Source organism: Brevibacterium sp. SIMBA_078 (assembly GCF_046534565.1).
Lineage (GTDB): Bacteria > Actinomycetota > Actinomycetes > Actinomycetales > Brevibacteriaceae > Brevibacterium.
The window spans coordinates 72,708-87,699 of record NZ_JAWRYQ010000005.1 but is presented as its reverse complement, the minus strand read 5'-3'; the positions used below and the strand labels follow the sequence as shown (position 1 = coordinate 87,699).

Here is a 14,992-nt window from a genome sequence, read left to right as displayed (position 1 = left end):
ATGGCTGAGTCAGCAGGCAGAGACCGCCGAGGCGGCAGCCGCGGCAACGACGGCAATCGCGGGCAGCGCCGAGGCGGCCCCCGAGACACCGACCGACGCGGCGGCCACGGCCGCGACCGCCCACGTCAGGACCGCCGAGCACCGCAGGCCGAACGAGCGGGTAAGAACCTGCCGCGGCGCATCGCCTGGGAAGTCCTCCTCGACGTGGCGACGAAAGACGCCTACGCGAACCTGCTGCTGCCGGCCAAACTCGCCCGCACACATATGGGCGCTCAGGACGCTGCCTTCACCACCGAACTCACATACGGAACCCTGCGTCGGCAGAAGTTCTACGACGCGGTCATCGAAATCGCCTCGTCCCGAGCCGTCGACAGAATCGATCCCGAACCCCTGGCCGCGATGCGCCTCGGCGCCCACCAGCTGCTGTCGATGCGGGTGCCCAACCATGCTGCACTGTCCGAAACAGTGGCCGTGGTCAAACGATCGGCGGCGAAGACCGCCGGATTCGTCAATGCCGTGCTCCGCCGCATCTCGGAAGCCGAACCCGTCGAGTGGCTCGACCGCGTCACCGCCGAGGCCGACGAGACCACCCGACTGGCAATCGAACACTCCCATCCCGAATGGGTCGTCCGTGCACTGAACCAGGCGCTCAAGGGACACGGCCGCGATGCCGCCGAGCTCGAAGCCCTCCTCGAAGCCGACAACGCTCCGGCAAAGGTCGGCGTGACCGCCCTGCCCGGACTCATCGACCGCACCGAACTGCCGGGGGAACCCACCCCGCTGTCGCCGATCGGCGTCACCCTGGAGACCGCAGTGCCTCGAGACGTGGCAGCCGTGGCCGACGGACGCGCCCGCGTCCAGGACGAAGGATCCGCGCTCGTCGCCCTCGCTTTGGCCGATGTCGACGCACCCGCCGGAACCTGGGCCGATCTGTGCGCCGGACCCGGAGGCAAGGCAGCCGTCCTCGGTGCCGCGGCCGCGGGCGAATCGACGACATTGGAGGCCTTCGACTCCAGCGAGCACCGTGTCGACCTCGTCCGCGACTCCACCAAGGCGCTGACCAATGTCACCGCCGCCGTCCGCGATGGCCGCGACGCTCGCGGACCCTACTCGAAGATCCTCGTCGACGTGCCCTGCTCCGGACTCGGCGCCCTGCGCCGCCGCCCCGAAGCCCGCTACCGCAGGTCACCCGAAGACATCACGGCACTGACCGGACTCCAGCGCGAACTGCTCTCTGCGGCCCTCGAGGCCTGCGCACCAGGGGGAGTGGTCGCCTACTCGACGTGCTCACCGCACTACGCCGAGACCGTGCTCATCGTCGACGAGGTTCTGCGCCTGCGAGCCAAGTCCGTGAGCGCTGACGTGGAGATCCTCGACACCCCGGCCGTGCTGTCGGCGATCACCGGCAGCGAGGCGGAGTCGTTCGCCTCGGTGACCCGTGAAGACGGGCGATACGCCCAGCTCTGGCCCCATGTCCACAACAGCGACGGAATGTTCCTGGCTCTCCTGCGAAAGGCGAAATGACCCATGTCGATCGACATCAACCCCTCCATCCTGTCCTCGGACTTCTCCGATCTGCGCGGTGAGCTTACGAAGATCAGCACCGCCGATATGGCCCATATCGACGTCATGGACAACCATTTCGTGCCGAACCTCACCTTCGGCCCGCCCGTCGTCGAACGCATCCAGGCGATCTCACCGATCCCGCTCGACGCCCACCTCATGATCGCCGATGCCGACCGCAATGCTCCCGTGTACGCGGAGATCGGCTGCGCCTCGGTGACCTTCCACGCCGAGGCGGCCGCCGCCCCCGTCCGTCTCGCTCGGGAACTGCGCCGCCTCGGGGCCAAGGCCAGCCTCGCGCTCAAACCGGCCACCCCGATCGAACCCTTCATCGACCTCCTCGGCGAATTCGATCAGATCCTCATCATGACCGTCGAACCCGGATTCGGCGGTCAGAAGTTCCTCGACGTGTGCCTGCCGAAGATCACGCGGACCCGCGAAGCGATCTCTGCCTCCGGACTCGAGATCAAGCTGCAGGTCGACGGGGGAGTCTCCGCGGCGACGATCGACCGTGTCGTCGATGCCGGCGCCGACGTCCTCGTCGCCGGCTCCGCCGTCTACGGTGCCGACGATGTCGCAGCCGCGATCAGCGAACTGCGCACGCTCGCCGCCGCACACACCCACTGACCGAACCGGGCCGGACCATACTCACGGCCCACACCTGAAGAGAGCCTGCGATGGACCTGTTCGACTGGTTGAACACCCCGGCATTCGAACTGCTGGGCAAGCCTGTGCCGTACTCCGACCTGTTCGGCAACATCTGTGCGCTGGCCACGGTCGTCCTGGCGCTGCGCCGGAACATCCTGTCCTGGCCGGTGCAGATCCTCGGCTCCATCCTGCTCTTCTCGGCCAGCCTCTCCGCCGGTCTCGGCGGCAATGCCTCTCGGCAGGTCGTCATCATCGTCGCCGCGGTCTGGGGATGGACGCAATGGAAGAAGTCCAAGGCCGCCGCCGGTGAAGTCCTCGTCCGCTGGGCGAGCTGGAAGGAACGGGCGATCCTGCTCGCGGCTCTCGTCATCGGCACCGGAGTCTTCGGCTGGGTCCTCGCCGCGGGCGGATGGTCCTGGAACCCCTACCCCGACGCCTATATCTTCATCGGTTCGATCGTGGCCATGTACGCCCAGGGCCGGGCCATCGTCGAATTCTGGTTCGTCTGGCTCGCCGTCGACCTCGTCGGCATCCCGCTGGCGATCTCCGGCGGACTCGTCTTCTCCGGTGCCGTGTACCTGTTCTTCCTCGTCATGGTCATCCTCGGACTCATCGACTGGTCGAAGCGGTCACGCCAGACGATCTCTGCGCCTCACCGTCCGGCCACCGACATCGGCCGCGACCCCGAGGACTGAGGTCAGCCGCCGGCAGCACCGGTGAGACCCGGGTCCGCCGCGTTTTAGAACATGAGACCCCGAATGCTGCGGCCGATGCGGATGCATTAGGCTGGAGAAGTGAAGACCTTTGAGACTCTCTACGCCGAACTCCAGCAGAAATCCCTCGATCGCCCCACCGGTTCGAAGACCGTGGCCGAACTCGACGCCGGAGTCCATGCGATCGGCAAGAAGGTCGTGGAAGAGGCCGCCGAAGTGTGGATGGCCGCCGAATACGAAACCAAGGAAGATCTCGCCGAGGAGATCTCGCAGCTGCTCTACCACGTGCAGGTGATGATGATCGCCAAGGGACTGACCCTCGACGACGTCAACACCCACCTGTAAGACCCTCCCACGAACCTGACCGACCCGACCCCATCGAACTCCAAAGGGACCCTATGCTGCGTGTAGCCGTGCCCAACAAGGGCGCACTGTCCGAAGCCGCCTCCGACATGCTCAGCGAGGCCGGATACTCCACTCGACGCGGAACCAAGACCCTGGTCCATCAGGACGAGGTCAACGGAGTCGAATTCTTCTACCTGCGTCCCCGCGACATCGCCATCTACGTCGGCTCGGGCATCCTCGACGCCGGAATCACCGGCCGTGATCTGCTGCTCGAGTCACAGGCCGAAGCCGATGAGGTGCTCGGACTCGGATTCGGCGCCTCGCGGTTCTTCTACGCCGGCACCGTCGGCTCCTTCACTTCGGCCGACCAGCTGGCCGGTGCCCGCATCGCCACGAGCTTCCCGAACCTCGTGGAAGCAGACCTGCAGCGACGCGGAATCGATGCGACGACTGTGCAGCTCGACGGAGCGATCGAGGTCTCCATCCAGCTCGGAGTCGCCGACGCCATCGCCGATGTCGTCGAGACCGGCTCCACGCTGCGCGCCGCGGGACTCGAAACCTTCGGCGAGCCGCTGCTCGAATCAGAAGGTGTGCTCATCCAGCGCGACGGAGCCGAATCCCGCATCGACGTGCTCAAACGACGCCTCGAATCGGTCATGGTCGCCCGCCAGTACGTTCTCGTCGACTACAACATCGAACAGCGCCTGGTTCCCGAGGCGATCTCGCTGACTCCGGGACTCGAATCCCCGACCGTGTCCCCGCTGCAGGAGACCGGGTGGGTCGCCGTGCGCGTCATGGTCGAAGCGAAGGAAGTCAACAACGTCATGGACCGTCTCTACGGAGTCGGGGCGCGTGCGATTCTGGTGACGAACATTGGCGCCTGCCGAATCTGATCTGGCCGTGTTCCGGCCCCGACAGGTGCGCGTCGTCAGCATCGTCGGTGCCGTTGCCGTGACCGCTGGGTTCGCGGTCCTGTCCGTGGCGCTGTTCGTCGTGGACTGGGAACCGTGGACAGTCCTCGACATGATATGGATGAACCTGCTGGGCATTCTCTTCGGAGCCGCCCTGCTGCGCATCTCCGATATCCAGGCCCGCCCGACCGAGGAGGGCCTGGTGGTCAAGAACATGGTGCGCACCCGTCGGCTCGACTGGGGACAGATCCTCGGTGTGACGTTCTCACCCGAGGGCGATGACCCGTGGCCCCTGTTGGACCTCACGGACGGCACCACCTGCGCGGTGATGGCGATCCAGCATGCAGACGGTCGCCGCGCCCATGCGGAGGTCGCACGATTGCGTATGCTCATCAAGAGACGCACCCACTTCAAGGAGGATTAGGAATGGCGAACGAGACACCCGAGGCTGGACCCCTGACCGGATATACCGTCGTCGATCTCTCTCGTGCCCTGGCCGGCCCTCATGCAGGAATGATGTTCGGCGATCTCGGTGCGCGGGTGATCAAGGTCGAGAACCCCGGCAAGGGCGATGACTCCCGGTCCTGGGGACCTCCCTTCGTCGGCCCCGAGGACAACCCTCAGGCCACCTACTTCTTCTCGTGCAACCGCAACAAGGAATCCATCGCCCTCGACCTCAAATCCGACACGGGCAAGGACACCCTGACCGGACTCATCGCACGCGCCGATGTGCTCATCGAGAACTTCCGCTCCGGAGTCCTCGACCGCCTCGGCTTCTCCACCGCCCGCTGCATGGAGATCAATCCGCGCCTGGTCATCCTCTCCATCACCGGATTCGGCCATGACGGTCCGGAAGCCTCCCGCGCCGGCTATGACCAGATCGCTCAGGGCGAAGCCGGGCTGATGTCGCTGACCGGTTCGGGACCCGATGATATGCAGCGCGTGGGAGTGCCGATCGCCGACCTGCTCGCCGGAATCTACGGCTCATACGGTGTGCTGGCGGCCCTGCTCGAACGCGAACGCACCGGCAAGGGCAAGGTCGTGCGCACCTCGCTCATCGCGGGAATGGTCGGCGTCCACGCTTTCCAGGGAACCCGTGCCACGGTCGCCGGTCAGGAACCGCAGCCCGGCGGCAACCACCACCCCTCGCTGTCGCCCTACGGCCTCTTCACCTGCCGCGACGGCGCCGTGCAGATCTCCGTGGGCAACGAGAACCTGTGGCAGAAGTTCTGCGCTGCCTTCGACATCGATCCCGCCACCGAGGGCATGGCCGTCAACTCCGAGCGGGTGGAGAACCGCCCGGCGGTCATCGAACTCATCGAAGACCGCTTCTCCGCCTACGATGCAGCCGATCTGCTGAACAGACTCACCGAGGCGGGAATCCCGTCCGGCACGGTGCGCACCCTGCCCGAGGTCTACGAGTGGGAGCAGGCGCTCAGCCAGGGACTCAAGGTCTCCGTCGACCACCCCGTGCTCGGCGACATCGACCTGCCCGGACCGCCGCTGCGCTTCTTCGACGCCGATTCCTCCGGCGAGGTCGAAACCACCCGCACCGCTCACGATGCCCCGCCGCTGCTCGACGAAGACGCGGAATCCATCGTGGCGTGGCTCGCCGACGGAAACTGAACGGAACCGCCATGACGCGTCTCAACGCACTCGAGCTCGTCGACATCGTCCTCGACGAGGGATCGTATCTGTCCTGGGACACCACCCCCGTCCAGCCCGCCGGCGGGATCTCTGATGCCTACGCCGCTGAACTCGACGCAGCGGCGCAGAAGTCCGGAGTCGACGAATCCATCATCACCGGCGAAGGCACCATCGCCGGCCGTCGCGTGGCCGTGATCGCCGGCGAATTCCGCTTCCTCGCCGGGTCGATCGGCGTGGCCGCGGCCGAACGTCTCGTCGACGCCATCGAACGTGCGACGCTCGAAGGTCTGCCCCTGCTGGCCGGTCCCGCCTCGGGCGGCACCCGCATGCAGGAGGGCACCATCGCCTTCCTGTCGATGGTGAAGATCACGAACGCCGTCATCGCCCATCGCAAGGCCGGACTGCCCTACCTCGTCTACCTGCGCCATCCCACCACCGGAGGAGTCTTCGCCTCCTGGGGATCGCTGGGGCACGTCACCGTGGCCGAACCCGGATCCCTCATCGGATTCCTCGGCCCCCGAGTCTTCGAGGCTATCTACGGAGAGAAGTTCCCGGAGAACGTGCAGACCGGGGAGAACCTGCACAAGATGGGCATCGTCGACGCCGTCATCGGACCCGAACGCATCGCCGGCACGGTCTCCCGCGTCCTCGACGTGCTCATGGGCGCCAAGGAAGTTCCCAGCCCGGTGCCGGACCCGGACACGGCCCCGGACAGCGTCGACCCGAACTCCGATGCCTGGGCCGCGATCACCAGCTCGCGTCGCCCCGAACGCCCCGGAGTCCGTGATCTGCTGCGCACCGCAGCGAACACCGTGCTGCCGCTCAACGGCACCGGCGAAGGGGAGAAGGACCCCGGACTGCTGCTGGCCCTGGCGAAGTTCGGTTCCGCACCGTGCATCGTCCTCGGCCAGGACCGATTCCGGCAGGACTCCCGCGCACCCATGGGCCCGGCGGCCCTGCGTGAGGCCAGACGCGGAATGCGATTGGCCGCGGAGCTGCACCTGCCGCTCGTGACCGTCATCGACACCCCCGGCGCTGCCCTGTCGAAGGAAGCCGAAGAAGGCGGCATCGCCGGCGAGATCGCCCGCAGCCTCGCCGACCTCGCCAACCTCGACGCTCCGTCCGTCTCGCTCATCCTCGGTGAGGGATCCGGGGGCGGAGCACTGGCCCTCATCCCGACCGATCGGGTGCTCAGCGCCGAACACGGCTGGCTTTCGCCCCTGCCGCCCGAAGGCGCTTCGGCGATTGTGCACCGCACGACGGAGAGAGCCGCCGAGATGGCTCAGAGCCAGGGCGTGCACGCTCCCATGCTGCAGGCCAACGGAGTCGTCGACCGGATCATCGCCGAGCATCCCGACGCCAGCGACGAACCGCTCGACTTCGTCGCCCGGGTCGGTGAGACACTCGAATACGAACTCATCTCGCTCATGCGCGAACCTTCGGCCAGGCGCCTGGCCCGCCGGATGGATCGCTACCGGGGCCTGGGAATCTAGGAGGACTGCGTGGTAGCTGTCAGAGTCATCCCCTGTCTGGACGTGGACGGCGGACGCGTCGTCAAGGGAGTGAAGTTCGCCGACCTCAGGGACGCCGGCGACCCCGTCGAGCTCGCCCGCCGCTACGGCGAGTCCGGTGCCGACGAACTCACTTTCCTCGACGTCACGGCCAGCAGCGGTGATCGGGAGACCGTCCACGACGTCGTCCGCGCCTGCGCGGAAGAGGTATTCATCCCACTCACCGTCGGCGGAGGGATCCGCAGCGTCGCCGACGTCGACCGGCTGCTGCGCGACGGAGCCGACAAGGTCTCGGTCAACACCTCGGCGGTGAAGAACCCGGAACTCATCAGCGAGATCTCCCGACACTTCGGCAACCAGGTCCTCGTCCTCTCTCTCGACGCCCGCCGCGCTCAGGGCGCGAGTACGGAATCCGGCTTCGAGGTCACCACTCGCGGCGGCCGCGAAGGCACGGGCCGCTGCGCCATCGACTGGATCCGGGAAGCCGCCGACCGCGGGGTCGGCGAGATCCTGCTCAACTCCATCGACGCCGATGGCACACGTGAGGGATTCGACCTCGAACTCATCCGTGCCGCCCGCGCCGCCGTCGATGTGCCGCTCATCGCCTCGGGCGGTGCCGGAGCGGTCGAACACTTCGTTCCGGCGGTGGAAGCCGGAGCCGATGCCCTGCTGGCCGCCAGCGTCTTCCACTTCGGCACACTGAGCATCGCCGAGGTCAAGGACGCCCTGCGCGGCCAGGGAATCGACGTCCGATGAGCAGCGACATCGACGCGACTCCGGAGAACTGGCGGGAGATCATCCGAACGAACGCCGACGGGCTCATCCCCGTCATCGTCCAAGAGGCCACGAGCGCAGAGGTGCTCATGCTCGCGTGGATGGACGTCGAAGCCGTCTCCCGCACACTGGAGACGAAGCGGGCCACCTACTGGTCCCGCTCCCGGCAGGAGTACTGGGTGAAGGGGGAGACCTCGGGCCACGTCCAGCACCTTCGCTCGCTCAGCCTCGACTGTGATGCCGACGCCCTGCTCATGCTCGTCGACCAGACCGGACCCGCCTGCCATACGAACACCCCGACCTGCTTCACCGGAAGGACCATCAGTGTCGACTGACCCAGCGGCGAACCCCACGAACCTGCCGATCCGACCCAGCCTCGACCAGTTCCGCGCCCTCGGCGCCGATCATCGGCTGGTGCCGGTCCACACCCAGGTGCTTGCGGACTCGGAGACACCGCTGAGCCTCTACCGCAAACTCACCGACGGCGGACCGGGCAGCTTCCTCTTCGAATCCGCCGTCGCCGGATCCTGGGCCAGGTACTCCTTCATCGGCTCGGCGCCCGTGGCCACCCTCATCTCGACCGAAGACGGATTCCACTGGACCGGCACCCCTCCGGTCGGCATCCCCACCGAGGGCGACGTCCTCGACGCGGTCACCGCCACCCTCGATCTCCTCGCCGTGGCCGAAGCGGAATCGGCGCTGCCGCCCATGGTCTCGAGCTTCGTCGGCTACTTCGGATGGGACATCGTCCGTCGCTTCGAGAGGCTCGGGCCGCCGCGGCCCAATGAACACCACCTGCCGACCGTGCAGCTGATGATCCCCGGCGATATCGCCGTCTTCGACCACTATTCGGGAATGGTCACCCTCGTGGCCAACGTGTTCAACGTCAACGGCGCCGATACCGGCATCGACGACGCCCATGCTTCAGGAGTCGCCCGCATCGCCGCGATGTGTGAGCGTCTGCAGCAGCCCAACCCGGCAGATGTCCTGCGCCCCCGGAAAGCCGACCCCGAGGTGGCCACCCGCACTCAGCCGCAGGTGTACCTCGACGGTGTGGAGACGGCGAAGCAGAAGATCGTCGACGGGGAGATCTTCCAGGTCGTCGTCGGCCAACGATTCGACACCCCGTGCGATGCCGATGCGCTGAGCGTGTACCGGATGCTGCGACATGCGAACCCGAGCCCCTTCATGTACCTGCTCAACCTCCATGACGACGGAGGGGAACCGGTGAGCATCATCGGCTCCTCACCCGAAGCGCTCGTGACCGTCCGGTCAGGAGAGGTGGTCACCCACCCGATCGCCGGTTCCCGCCCCCGCGGGACCACACCTGAAGCCGATGACTCCCTGGCCCGAGAACTCCTGGCCGATGAGAAGGAACGAGCCGAGCACCTCATGCTCGTCGACCTTGCCCGCAATGACCTGGCGAAGGTCTGCGCAGCCGGAACCATCGACGTCAGCGAGTTCATGGACATCGTCCGCTACAGCCACATCATGCACATCAGCTCGACCGTGCGCGGCGAACTCGAACCCGGAACCACGGCCATCGATGTGCTGCGGGCGACGTTCCCCGCCGGCACTCTGTCGGGCGCGCCCAAACCCCGGGCGCTGCAGATCATCGACGAGCTCGAACCCGTCGGACGCGGAATCTACGGGGGAGTGGTCGGCTATATGTCCTTCACCGGCGACCTCGACCTCGCCATCGCCATCCGCACCGGGGTGCTCCGGGACGGCACGATGAGCGTCTATGCCGGAGGCGGACTCGTCGCCGACTCCGTGCCCGAGACCGAGTACCAGGAATCCGAGAACAAGGCCGCAGCGGTGCTGCGTGCCGCCGCCGCGGCCGACGCATTGGATGCGGCAGAAGGAAGTCAGAGGTGAGGCCATGACGAAATCACGCGGAGTCCTCATCATCCTCGTCATCGCCGCTGCACTGTGGGCGCTGACGATCTCCGCCTGGCAGGCCGGCGCCGGAGGCGACACGCTCGGACCCAGCGGAGTGGCGAAGGTCACCGAGGATGCGAGCTCCCAGACCTCACCCGTGGCCACCGCGTGTGTGGCGATCATCGCGGTTTCGGGACTGCTCGCCGCGATGCTCGGACGGATCGGCCGCTTCGTCGTCCTGGGACTGGCCGGCATCGCCGGAATCGGCTACGGGATCACCGCACTGAGCGCCGCCTCGGCGCCGGGAGCCACCTCCTGGGCGATCATCGCCGCAGTGGCCGCAGGCATCGGCGTCATCGGCATCGTCTGGGTCGCCGTCGCCTCGAACGGGTGGACGAACTCCAACCGCTACGCCCGCACCGCCGAATCCGCCTCCGGGGAATTCGATTCTGCCGCGACCTGGGACGCACTGTCCCGCGGAGAAGACGTCGAAGACGCACCCGACGACGAAACGTCGTCCGACCCGGATGCCGACCCGGATTCGAAATGACCTTGTGACCGGGTCGGTGTCCGGTCAGCCGAAGAAGCGTGACACAATGGAGGAAAGATTCCACACGCGTGTCACGCACTCACACAAAGGAGCGCCATGTCGCAGTCCCTCGCCCGCAACGGAGCCGCAGATCTCGACAAATCCACGATCGACTATGCAGCGATCGCCGATCCCGGTCACGGCAACTCGGTGGCGGGATGGACCGGAGTCATCATCATGCTCATCGGCGTCACGGTCGGCTGTGTGGGCTTCACGATCCACAACCCCACGATCACCTACATCTCCATCGGCATCGTCGCCCTCGGCGTCGTCGTCGGCCTGATCCTGCGCGCCGTCGGACTGGGCAACAAGCCGAAGAAGAAATGACAGTCCTCCTCGACATCATCTCCGGCGTGCGGGAAGATCTGCAGGCACGCCGGAACGAGGTTCCGCTGAGCGAGATCACGGCGCGTGCCGCGGCGGCCGAACCGGTCCGCCCCTTCGACCTGTCCGCCGACTTCGGCGTCATCGCCGAGGTCAAGCGGAAGTCGCCCTCCCGTGGTGACCTCGCCGAAATCCCCGACCCCGGCACTCTCGCCGGTCTGTACGCCGCCGGGGGAGCCCGGGCCATCAGCGTGCTCACGGAATCCCGCCGCTTCAACGGCAGCCTCGCGGACCTCGACTCGGTGCGCGCTGCCGTGGACATCCCGGTCCTGCGCAAGGACTTCATGGTCGACGAATACCAGTTCCATGAGGCCCGTGCCCACGGTGCCGATATCGTTCTGCTCATCGTCGCGGCCCTCGATCCCGTGCAGCTGGCCGAATTCCACGCCCTGGCCACGGAACTGGGGATGACGGCGCTCGTCGAGACCCACAACCGCGAAGAGCTGGAGATCGCGACGGAGCTCGGTGCCGAACTCATCGGCGTCAACACCCGCAACCTCAAGGATCTCAGCGTCGACACCGACCGGTTCGCGCCCCTGGCTGAACTCGCTCCCGCCGGATGCACCCTCGTGGCCGAGTCCGGCGTCGCCGGAGCGGCCGAGGTGTCGAAGTACGCTGACGCCGGAGCCGACCTCGTGCTCGTCGGCGAAGCCCTCGTCACCGGCGGCCGTCCGCAGGCCGCAGTCGAGGAGTACACCGCACTCGGCCGGGAACGCCGCTCCCTGTCCGCATCCTGAACCCCGCCCGCGTCGGCCGCTGCACGTGACCGACGATGGGCTGACACTGCACCCATTCCGGCGTCCGGTGAGGCGGAGTCCCTCCGTCCCACAGGTCGGCGCCACGAGGAGATCGAGAAGGACCGCAATGACCGATTTGAGCGAGGAGACCGGACCGTACTTCGGCGAGTTCGGAGGCAGGTTCATCCCCGAGGCGCTGATCCCGGCACTCGACGAGATCGAAGAGACCTGGCGCAAATCCCAGGTGGATCCGGCCTTCACCGACGAACTCCTCACCTTGCAGCGCAGCTACATCGGTCGGCCCTCTCTGCTCACCGAGGCGACACGCTTCGCCGAGCACTGCGGCGGTGCGCGCGTGTTCCTCAAACGCGAAGATCTCAACCACACGGGCAGCCACAAGATCAACAACGCGCTGGCTCAGGCTCTGCTGGCCAAGCGGATGGGCAAGACCCGTCTCATCGCCGAGACCGGAGCCGGTCAGCACGGCGTCGCCACGGCGACCGCCGCAGCGCTGCTCGACATGTCCTGCGTGGTCTACATGGGCGAAGAGGACACTCAGCGTCAGGCCCTCAATGTCGCGCGCATGCGTCTGCTCGGAGCCACGGTCAACGCCGTGACCAACGGCACCCGCACCCTCAAGGACGCGATGAACGAGGCCATGCGCGATTGGGTGGCCAACGTCGACGACACCCACTATGTCATCGGCACGGTCGCCGGTCCTCACCCGTTCCCGGCGATGGTCCGCTCCTTCCAGAACGTCATCGGGGTCGAAGCCCGCGAACAGATCCAAGACATGGTCGGTCGCCTGCCCGACGCCGTCTGCGCCTGCGTCGGCGGCGGATCGAACGCGATGGGACTCTTCGCCGCATTTCTCGGCGATGCGGACGTGAAGATCTTCGGCTTCGAGGCCGGCGGCGAAGGCGTCGACTCCGGCCATCACGCCGCCCGGTTCTCCGGCGGACGCCCTGGTGTCCTCCACGGCTCCGCCACCTACATCCTCCAGGACGCCGACGGACAGACCCAGGCCTCCCACTCGGTCTCCGCCGGGCTCGACTACCCATCGGTCGGCCCCGAGCACTCCCACCTCCACGACACCGGACGTGTGACGTACGAACCCGTCGTCGACGAGGAGGCGATGGAGGCCATGCGACTGCTCTCCCGCACGGAGGGCATCATCCCCGCCATCGAATCCGCTCACGCTCTGGCCGGAGCCATGCGCGTCGGTCGTGAGCTCGGACCCGATGCGGTCCTGCTGGTCAATCTCTCCGGCCGCGGCGACAAGGATATGACGACCGCCGCGAAATGGTTCGACTACATCGACGAAGGAGCGGTGCAGGTATGACGCACTCAGGTCCACGCACAGGAACCACCCTCGACGCCGTCGCCGAGGCGGGCCGCAAGGCCGCACTCATCGCCTACCTGCCCGTCGGCTTCCCGACCGTGACGGGTTCGACCGAGGCGATGGTCGAACTCGTCCGCAACGGCGTCGACATCATCGAGGTCGGTCTGCCGTACTCCGACCCCGGAATGGACGGACCCGTCATCCAGCGCGCCGGTGAGGCTGCATTGGACAACGGTGTGCGCACCTCCGATGTCTTCACCGCAGTCGAGGCCATCGCCGAAGCCGGCGGCACCGCCGTCGTCATGAGCTACTGGAACCTCGTGCTCCAGTACGGCGTCGACAGCTTCGCCCGTGATCTCGCCTCGGCCGGAGGCGGCGGAATCGTCACCCCCGATCTCATCCCCGATGAGGCGGGCCCGTGGCTGGCAGCGTCTGAGAAGCACGACCTCGACCGCATCTTCCTCGCCGCCCCCTCGTCGACGCCCGAGCGACTCGCCCGCATCGTCGAGCACAGCTCCGGGTTCGTCTATGCCGCCTCGACCATGGGTGTCACCGGCGTCCGCTCCGAAGTCGACAACCATGCCCGCGATCTCGTCGCCCGGCTGAAGGAAGCCGGCGCCGAACGCGCCTGCGTCGGCCTCGGCGTGTCGAACCGGGAACAGGCAGCCGAGGTCGCCGAATACGCCGACGGCGTCATCGTCGGCTCCGCGCTCGTTCGGGCGCTGGACTCCGAGGGAGTGGCCGGAGTCGGTCGACTCGCCGCCGAGCTCGCAGAAGGGTGTGCATGAGCTTCAGCCCGGCATGGGTCGTCTTCACCGTCCTCGGCATCGGACTCGCGCTGTGGATGACAGGCATCCAATGGCGCGCCCGCGGCGGCCATAAGGGAGACCTGTGGGCCATCACGGTCGTCGGTCTGCCTGCAGCGATCATCGGCGGACGCCTCGGACATCTGCTCTCGGCGCCGGAGACCTACTTCGGCCCCGACGGCAGCCCTGTCCGGGCGCTGGCCGTCTGGGACGGCGGATTCAGCTTCTGGGGAGCCACCATCTTAGGCTTCCTCTCCGTCTGGGTGCTCACCCGCATCCAAGGCATCAGGTTCCGACCGCTGCTCGACTCGGTCGCACCGGGGCTCATCCTCGGCCACGTCGCCGGAGCCTTCAGCGACTGGTTCGACGGTCGCCTCGAACTGGTCACGGTGCTCACCGAATCGGCGTGGAACCTCATCGCCTGTGTTGTGCTCATCATCGTGTCCAAACGCCTCCGGCTCGGCTACGGACAGGTATTCGCCCTGTATCTGTGCCTGTTCGGCCTCGGCCGCATTCTGCTCGAGGCCCTGCGGATCGGCACCCCCGCCGCCGAGGACGCGCGCCTGCTCCTCGGACTGCCGTTCAACGTGTGGACGGCCATCCTCGCCCTGCTCATCGGCCTCGGCTGGCTCATCGTCTCCCGCCTGCGTCACCGCACCTACGAGACCGGCGTCTACATGCACGGGTCCCGGACCCTGCTGCGCCGCCATCGCCGCGGAAAGCACACCTTCGAGATCAATGCACCCAATATCGCCGAGGCGGCCGAGACCTCCGGAGCTCCGCTGCCATCCGTGGCGCGGGTGGCCGACCCCGATGACCGCGCGATCGCGGACGTGCCCGTCGCCGCGGCTGATACCGAGGCTGACGATAGGGAGATCGAGCGCGAATCAGACATCGATCTCAGTGGCCGCCACAGCTTCGGTTTCTTCGGAGCCGTGACCTCGGCGATCTCGATCGTGCCCGATGTGCGCGGAAATTCGGCGCCTGCCAACCACGAAGTGAACCCGCGAACGTCCGACAAATGAGACGAATTGGTTCGCGGTTCGTTCCTTTGTCTGCTTTTTCTGAAATTGCACATGGTGTAAATTAGGACTCCGGCTGTGAGAGTGATCTCACAGCCGGGTTCGGAAACGCTGTTTTT

General features: G+C 66.8%; 17 protein-coding genes. All 17 read left to right on the top strand.

Annotated elements, in window-relative coordinates; all coding sequences use genetic code 11:
- Window positions 1-1,524, top strand: a complete 1,524-nt coding sequence (locus SB749_RS17450) for an RsmB/NOP family class I SAM-dependent RNA methyltransferase (protein WP_410711416.1) — start codon at window positions 1-3, stop codon at window positions 1,522-1,524.
- Between the two features lie 3 nt (window positions 1,525-1,527).
- Entirely contained in the window at window positions 1,528-2,190 is a 663-nt protein-coding gene (rpe, locus tag SB749_RS17445; RefSeq protein WP_410711415.1) for a ribulose-phosphate 3-epimerase, read from the top strand.
- 50 nt (window positions 2,191-2,240) lie between these two features.
- Complete coding sequence (locus SB749_RS17440) at window positions 2,241-2,906, top strand: nicotinamide riboside transporter PnuC (protein ID WP_410711414.1); 666 nt, start codon at window positions 2,241-2,243, stop codon at window positions 2,904-2,906.
- A 99-nt stretch (window positions 2,907-3,005) separates the two neighbouring features.
- The gene (locus SB749_RS17435; RefSeq protein WP_410711413.1) at window positions 3,006-3,269 is read left to right on the top strand and encodes a phosphoribosyl-ATP diphosphatase; all 264 of its coding nucleotides are present in this window, start codon (window positions 3,006-3,008) and stop codon (window positions 3,267-3,269) included.
- A gap of 53 nt (window positions 3,270-3,322) precedes the next feature.
- Window positions 3,323-4,162, top strand: a complete 840-nt coding sequence (hisG, locus tag SB749_RS17430) for an ATP phosphoribosyltransferase (protein ID WP_410711412.1) — start codon at window positions 3,323-3,325, stop codon at window positions 4,160-4,162.
- Window positions 4,163-4,169: 7 nt separating this feature from the next.
- Window positions 4,170-4,604, top strand: coding sequence for a PH domain-containing protein (locus SB749_RS17425; protein ID WP_244195112.1), 435 nt, complete (start codon window positions 4,170-4,172; stop codon window positions 4,602-4,604).
- 2 nt (window positions 4,605-4,606) lie between these two features.
- The gene (locus tag SB749_RS17420; protein ID WP_410711411.1) at window positions 4,607-5,806 is read left to right on the top strand and encodes a CaiB/BaiF CoA transferase family protein; all 1,200 of its coding nucleotides are present in this window, start codon (window positions 4,607-4,609) and stop codon (window positions 5,804-5,806) included.
- Between the two features lie 11 nt (window positions 5,807-5,817).
- Window positions 5,818-7,320: a carboxyl transferase domain-containing protein gene (locus SB749_RS17415; RefSeq protein WP_410711410.1), complete on the top strand. Its 1,503-nt coding sequence runs from the start codon at window positions 5,818-5,820 to the stop codon at window positions 7,318-7,320.
- Window positions 7,321-7,329: 9 nt separating this feature from the next.
- On the top strand, window positions 7,330-8,094 hold the full coding sequence (gene hisF, locus SB749_RS17410) for an imidazole glycerol phosphate synthase subunit HisF (protein ID WP_173152521.1): 765 nt from the start codon (window positions 7,330-7,332) through the stop codon (window positions 8,092-8,094).
- Entirely contained in the window at window positions 8,091-8,447 is a 357-nt protein-coding gene (gene hisI, locus SB749_RS17405) for a phosphoribosyl-AMP cyclohydrolase (RefSeq protein ID WP_173152519.1), read from the top strand. The genes hisF and hisI overlap by 4 nt, the downstream gene beginning before the upstream one ends.
- Window positions 8,350-9,990, top strand: a complete 1,641-nt coding sequence (gene trpE / locus SB749_RS17400) for an anthranilate synthase component I (protein WP_410711409.1) — start codon at window positions 8,350-8,352, stop codon at window positions 9,988-9,990. Before hisI ends, trpE begins: the two co-directional genes overlap by 98 nt.
- 4 nt (window positions 9,991-9,994) lie before the next feature.
- Entirely contained in the window at window positions 9,995-10,543 is a 549-nt protein-coding gene (locus SB749_RS17395; RefSeq protein ID WP_410711408.1) for a Trp biosynthesis-associated membrane protein, read from the top strand.
- A 96-nt stretch (window positions 10,544-10,639) separates the two neighbouring features.
- Entirely contained in the window at window positions 10,640-10,909 is a 270-nt protein-coding gene (locus SB749_RS17390) for an HGxxPAAW family protein (protein ID WP_173152511.1), read from the top strand.
- Window positions 10,906-11,703: an indole-3-glycerol phosphate synthase TrpC gene (gene trpC / locus SB749_RS17385; protein WP_410711407.1), complete on the top strand. Its 798-nt coding sequence runs from the start codon at window positions 10,906-10,908 to the stop codon at window positions 11,701-11,703. The genes SB749_RS17390 and trpC overlap by 4 nt, the downstream gene beginning before the upstream one ends.
- 127 nt (window positions 11,704-11,830) lie before the next feature.
- On the top strand, window positions 11,831-13,045 hold the full coding sequence (trpB, locus tag SB749_RS17380; protein WP_264798710.1) for a tryptophan synthase subunit beta: 1,215 nt from the start codon (window positions 11,831-11,833) through the stop codon (window positions 13,043-13,045).
- The gene (gene trpA / locus SB749_RS17375; RefSeq protein ID WP_410711406.1) at window positions 13,042-13,833 is read left to right on the top strand and encodes a tryptophan synthase subunit alpha; all 792 of its coding nucleotides are present in this window, start codon (window positions 13,042-13,044) and stop codon (window positions 13,831-13,833) included. Before trpB ends, trpA begins: the two co-directional genes overlap by 4 nt.
- A complete protein-coding gene (locus SB749_RS17370) occupies window positions 13,830-14,876 on the top strand; it encodes a prolipoprotein diacylglyceryl transferase (protein WP_410711405.1) in 1,047 nt (348 codons plus the stop codon). The genes trpA and SB749_RS17370 overlap by 4 nt, the downstream gene beginning before the upstream one ends.
- Window positions 14,877-14,992 lie beyond the last annotated feature (116 nt).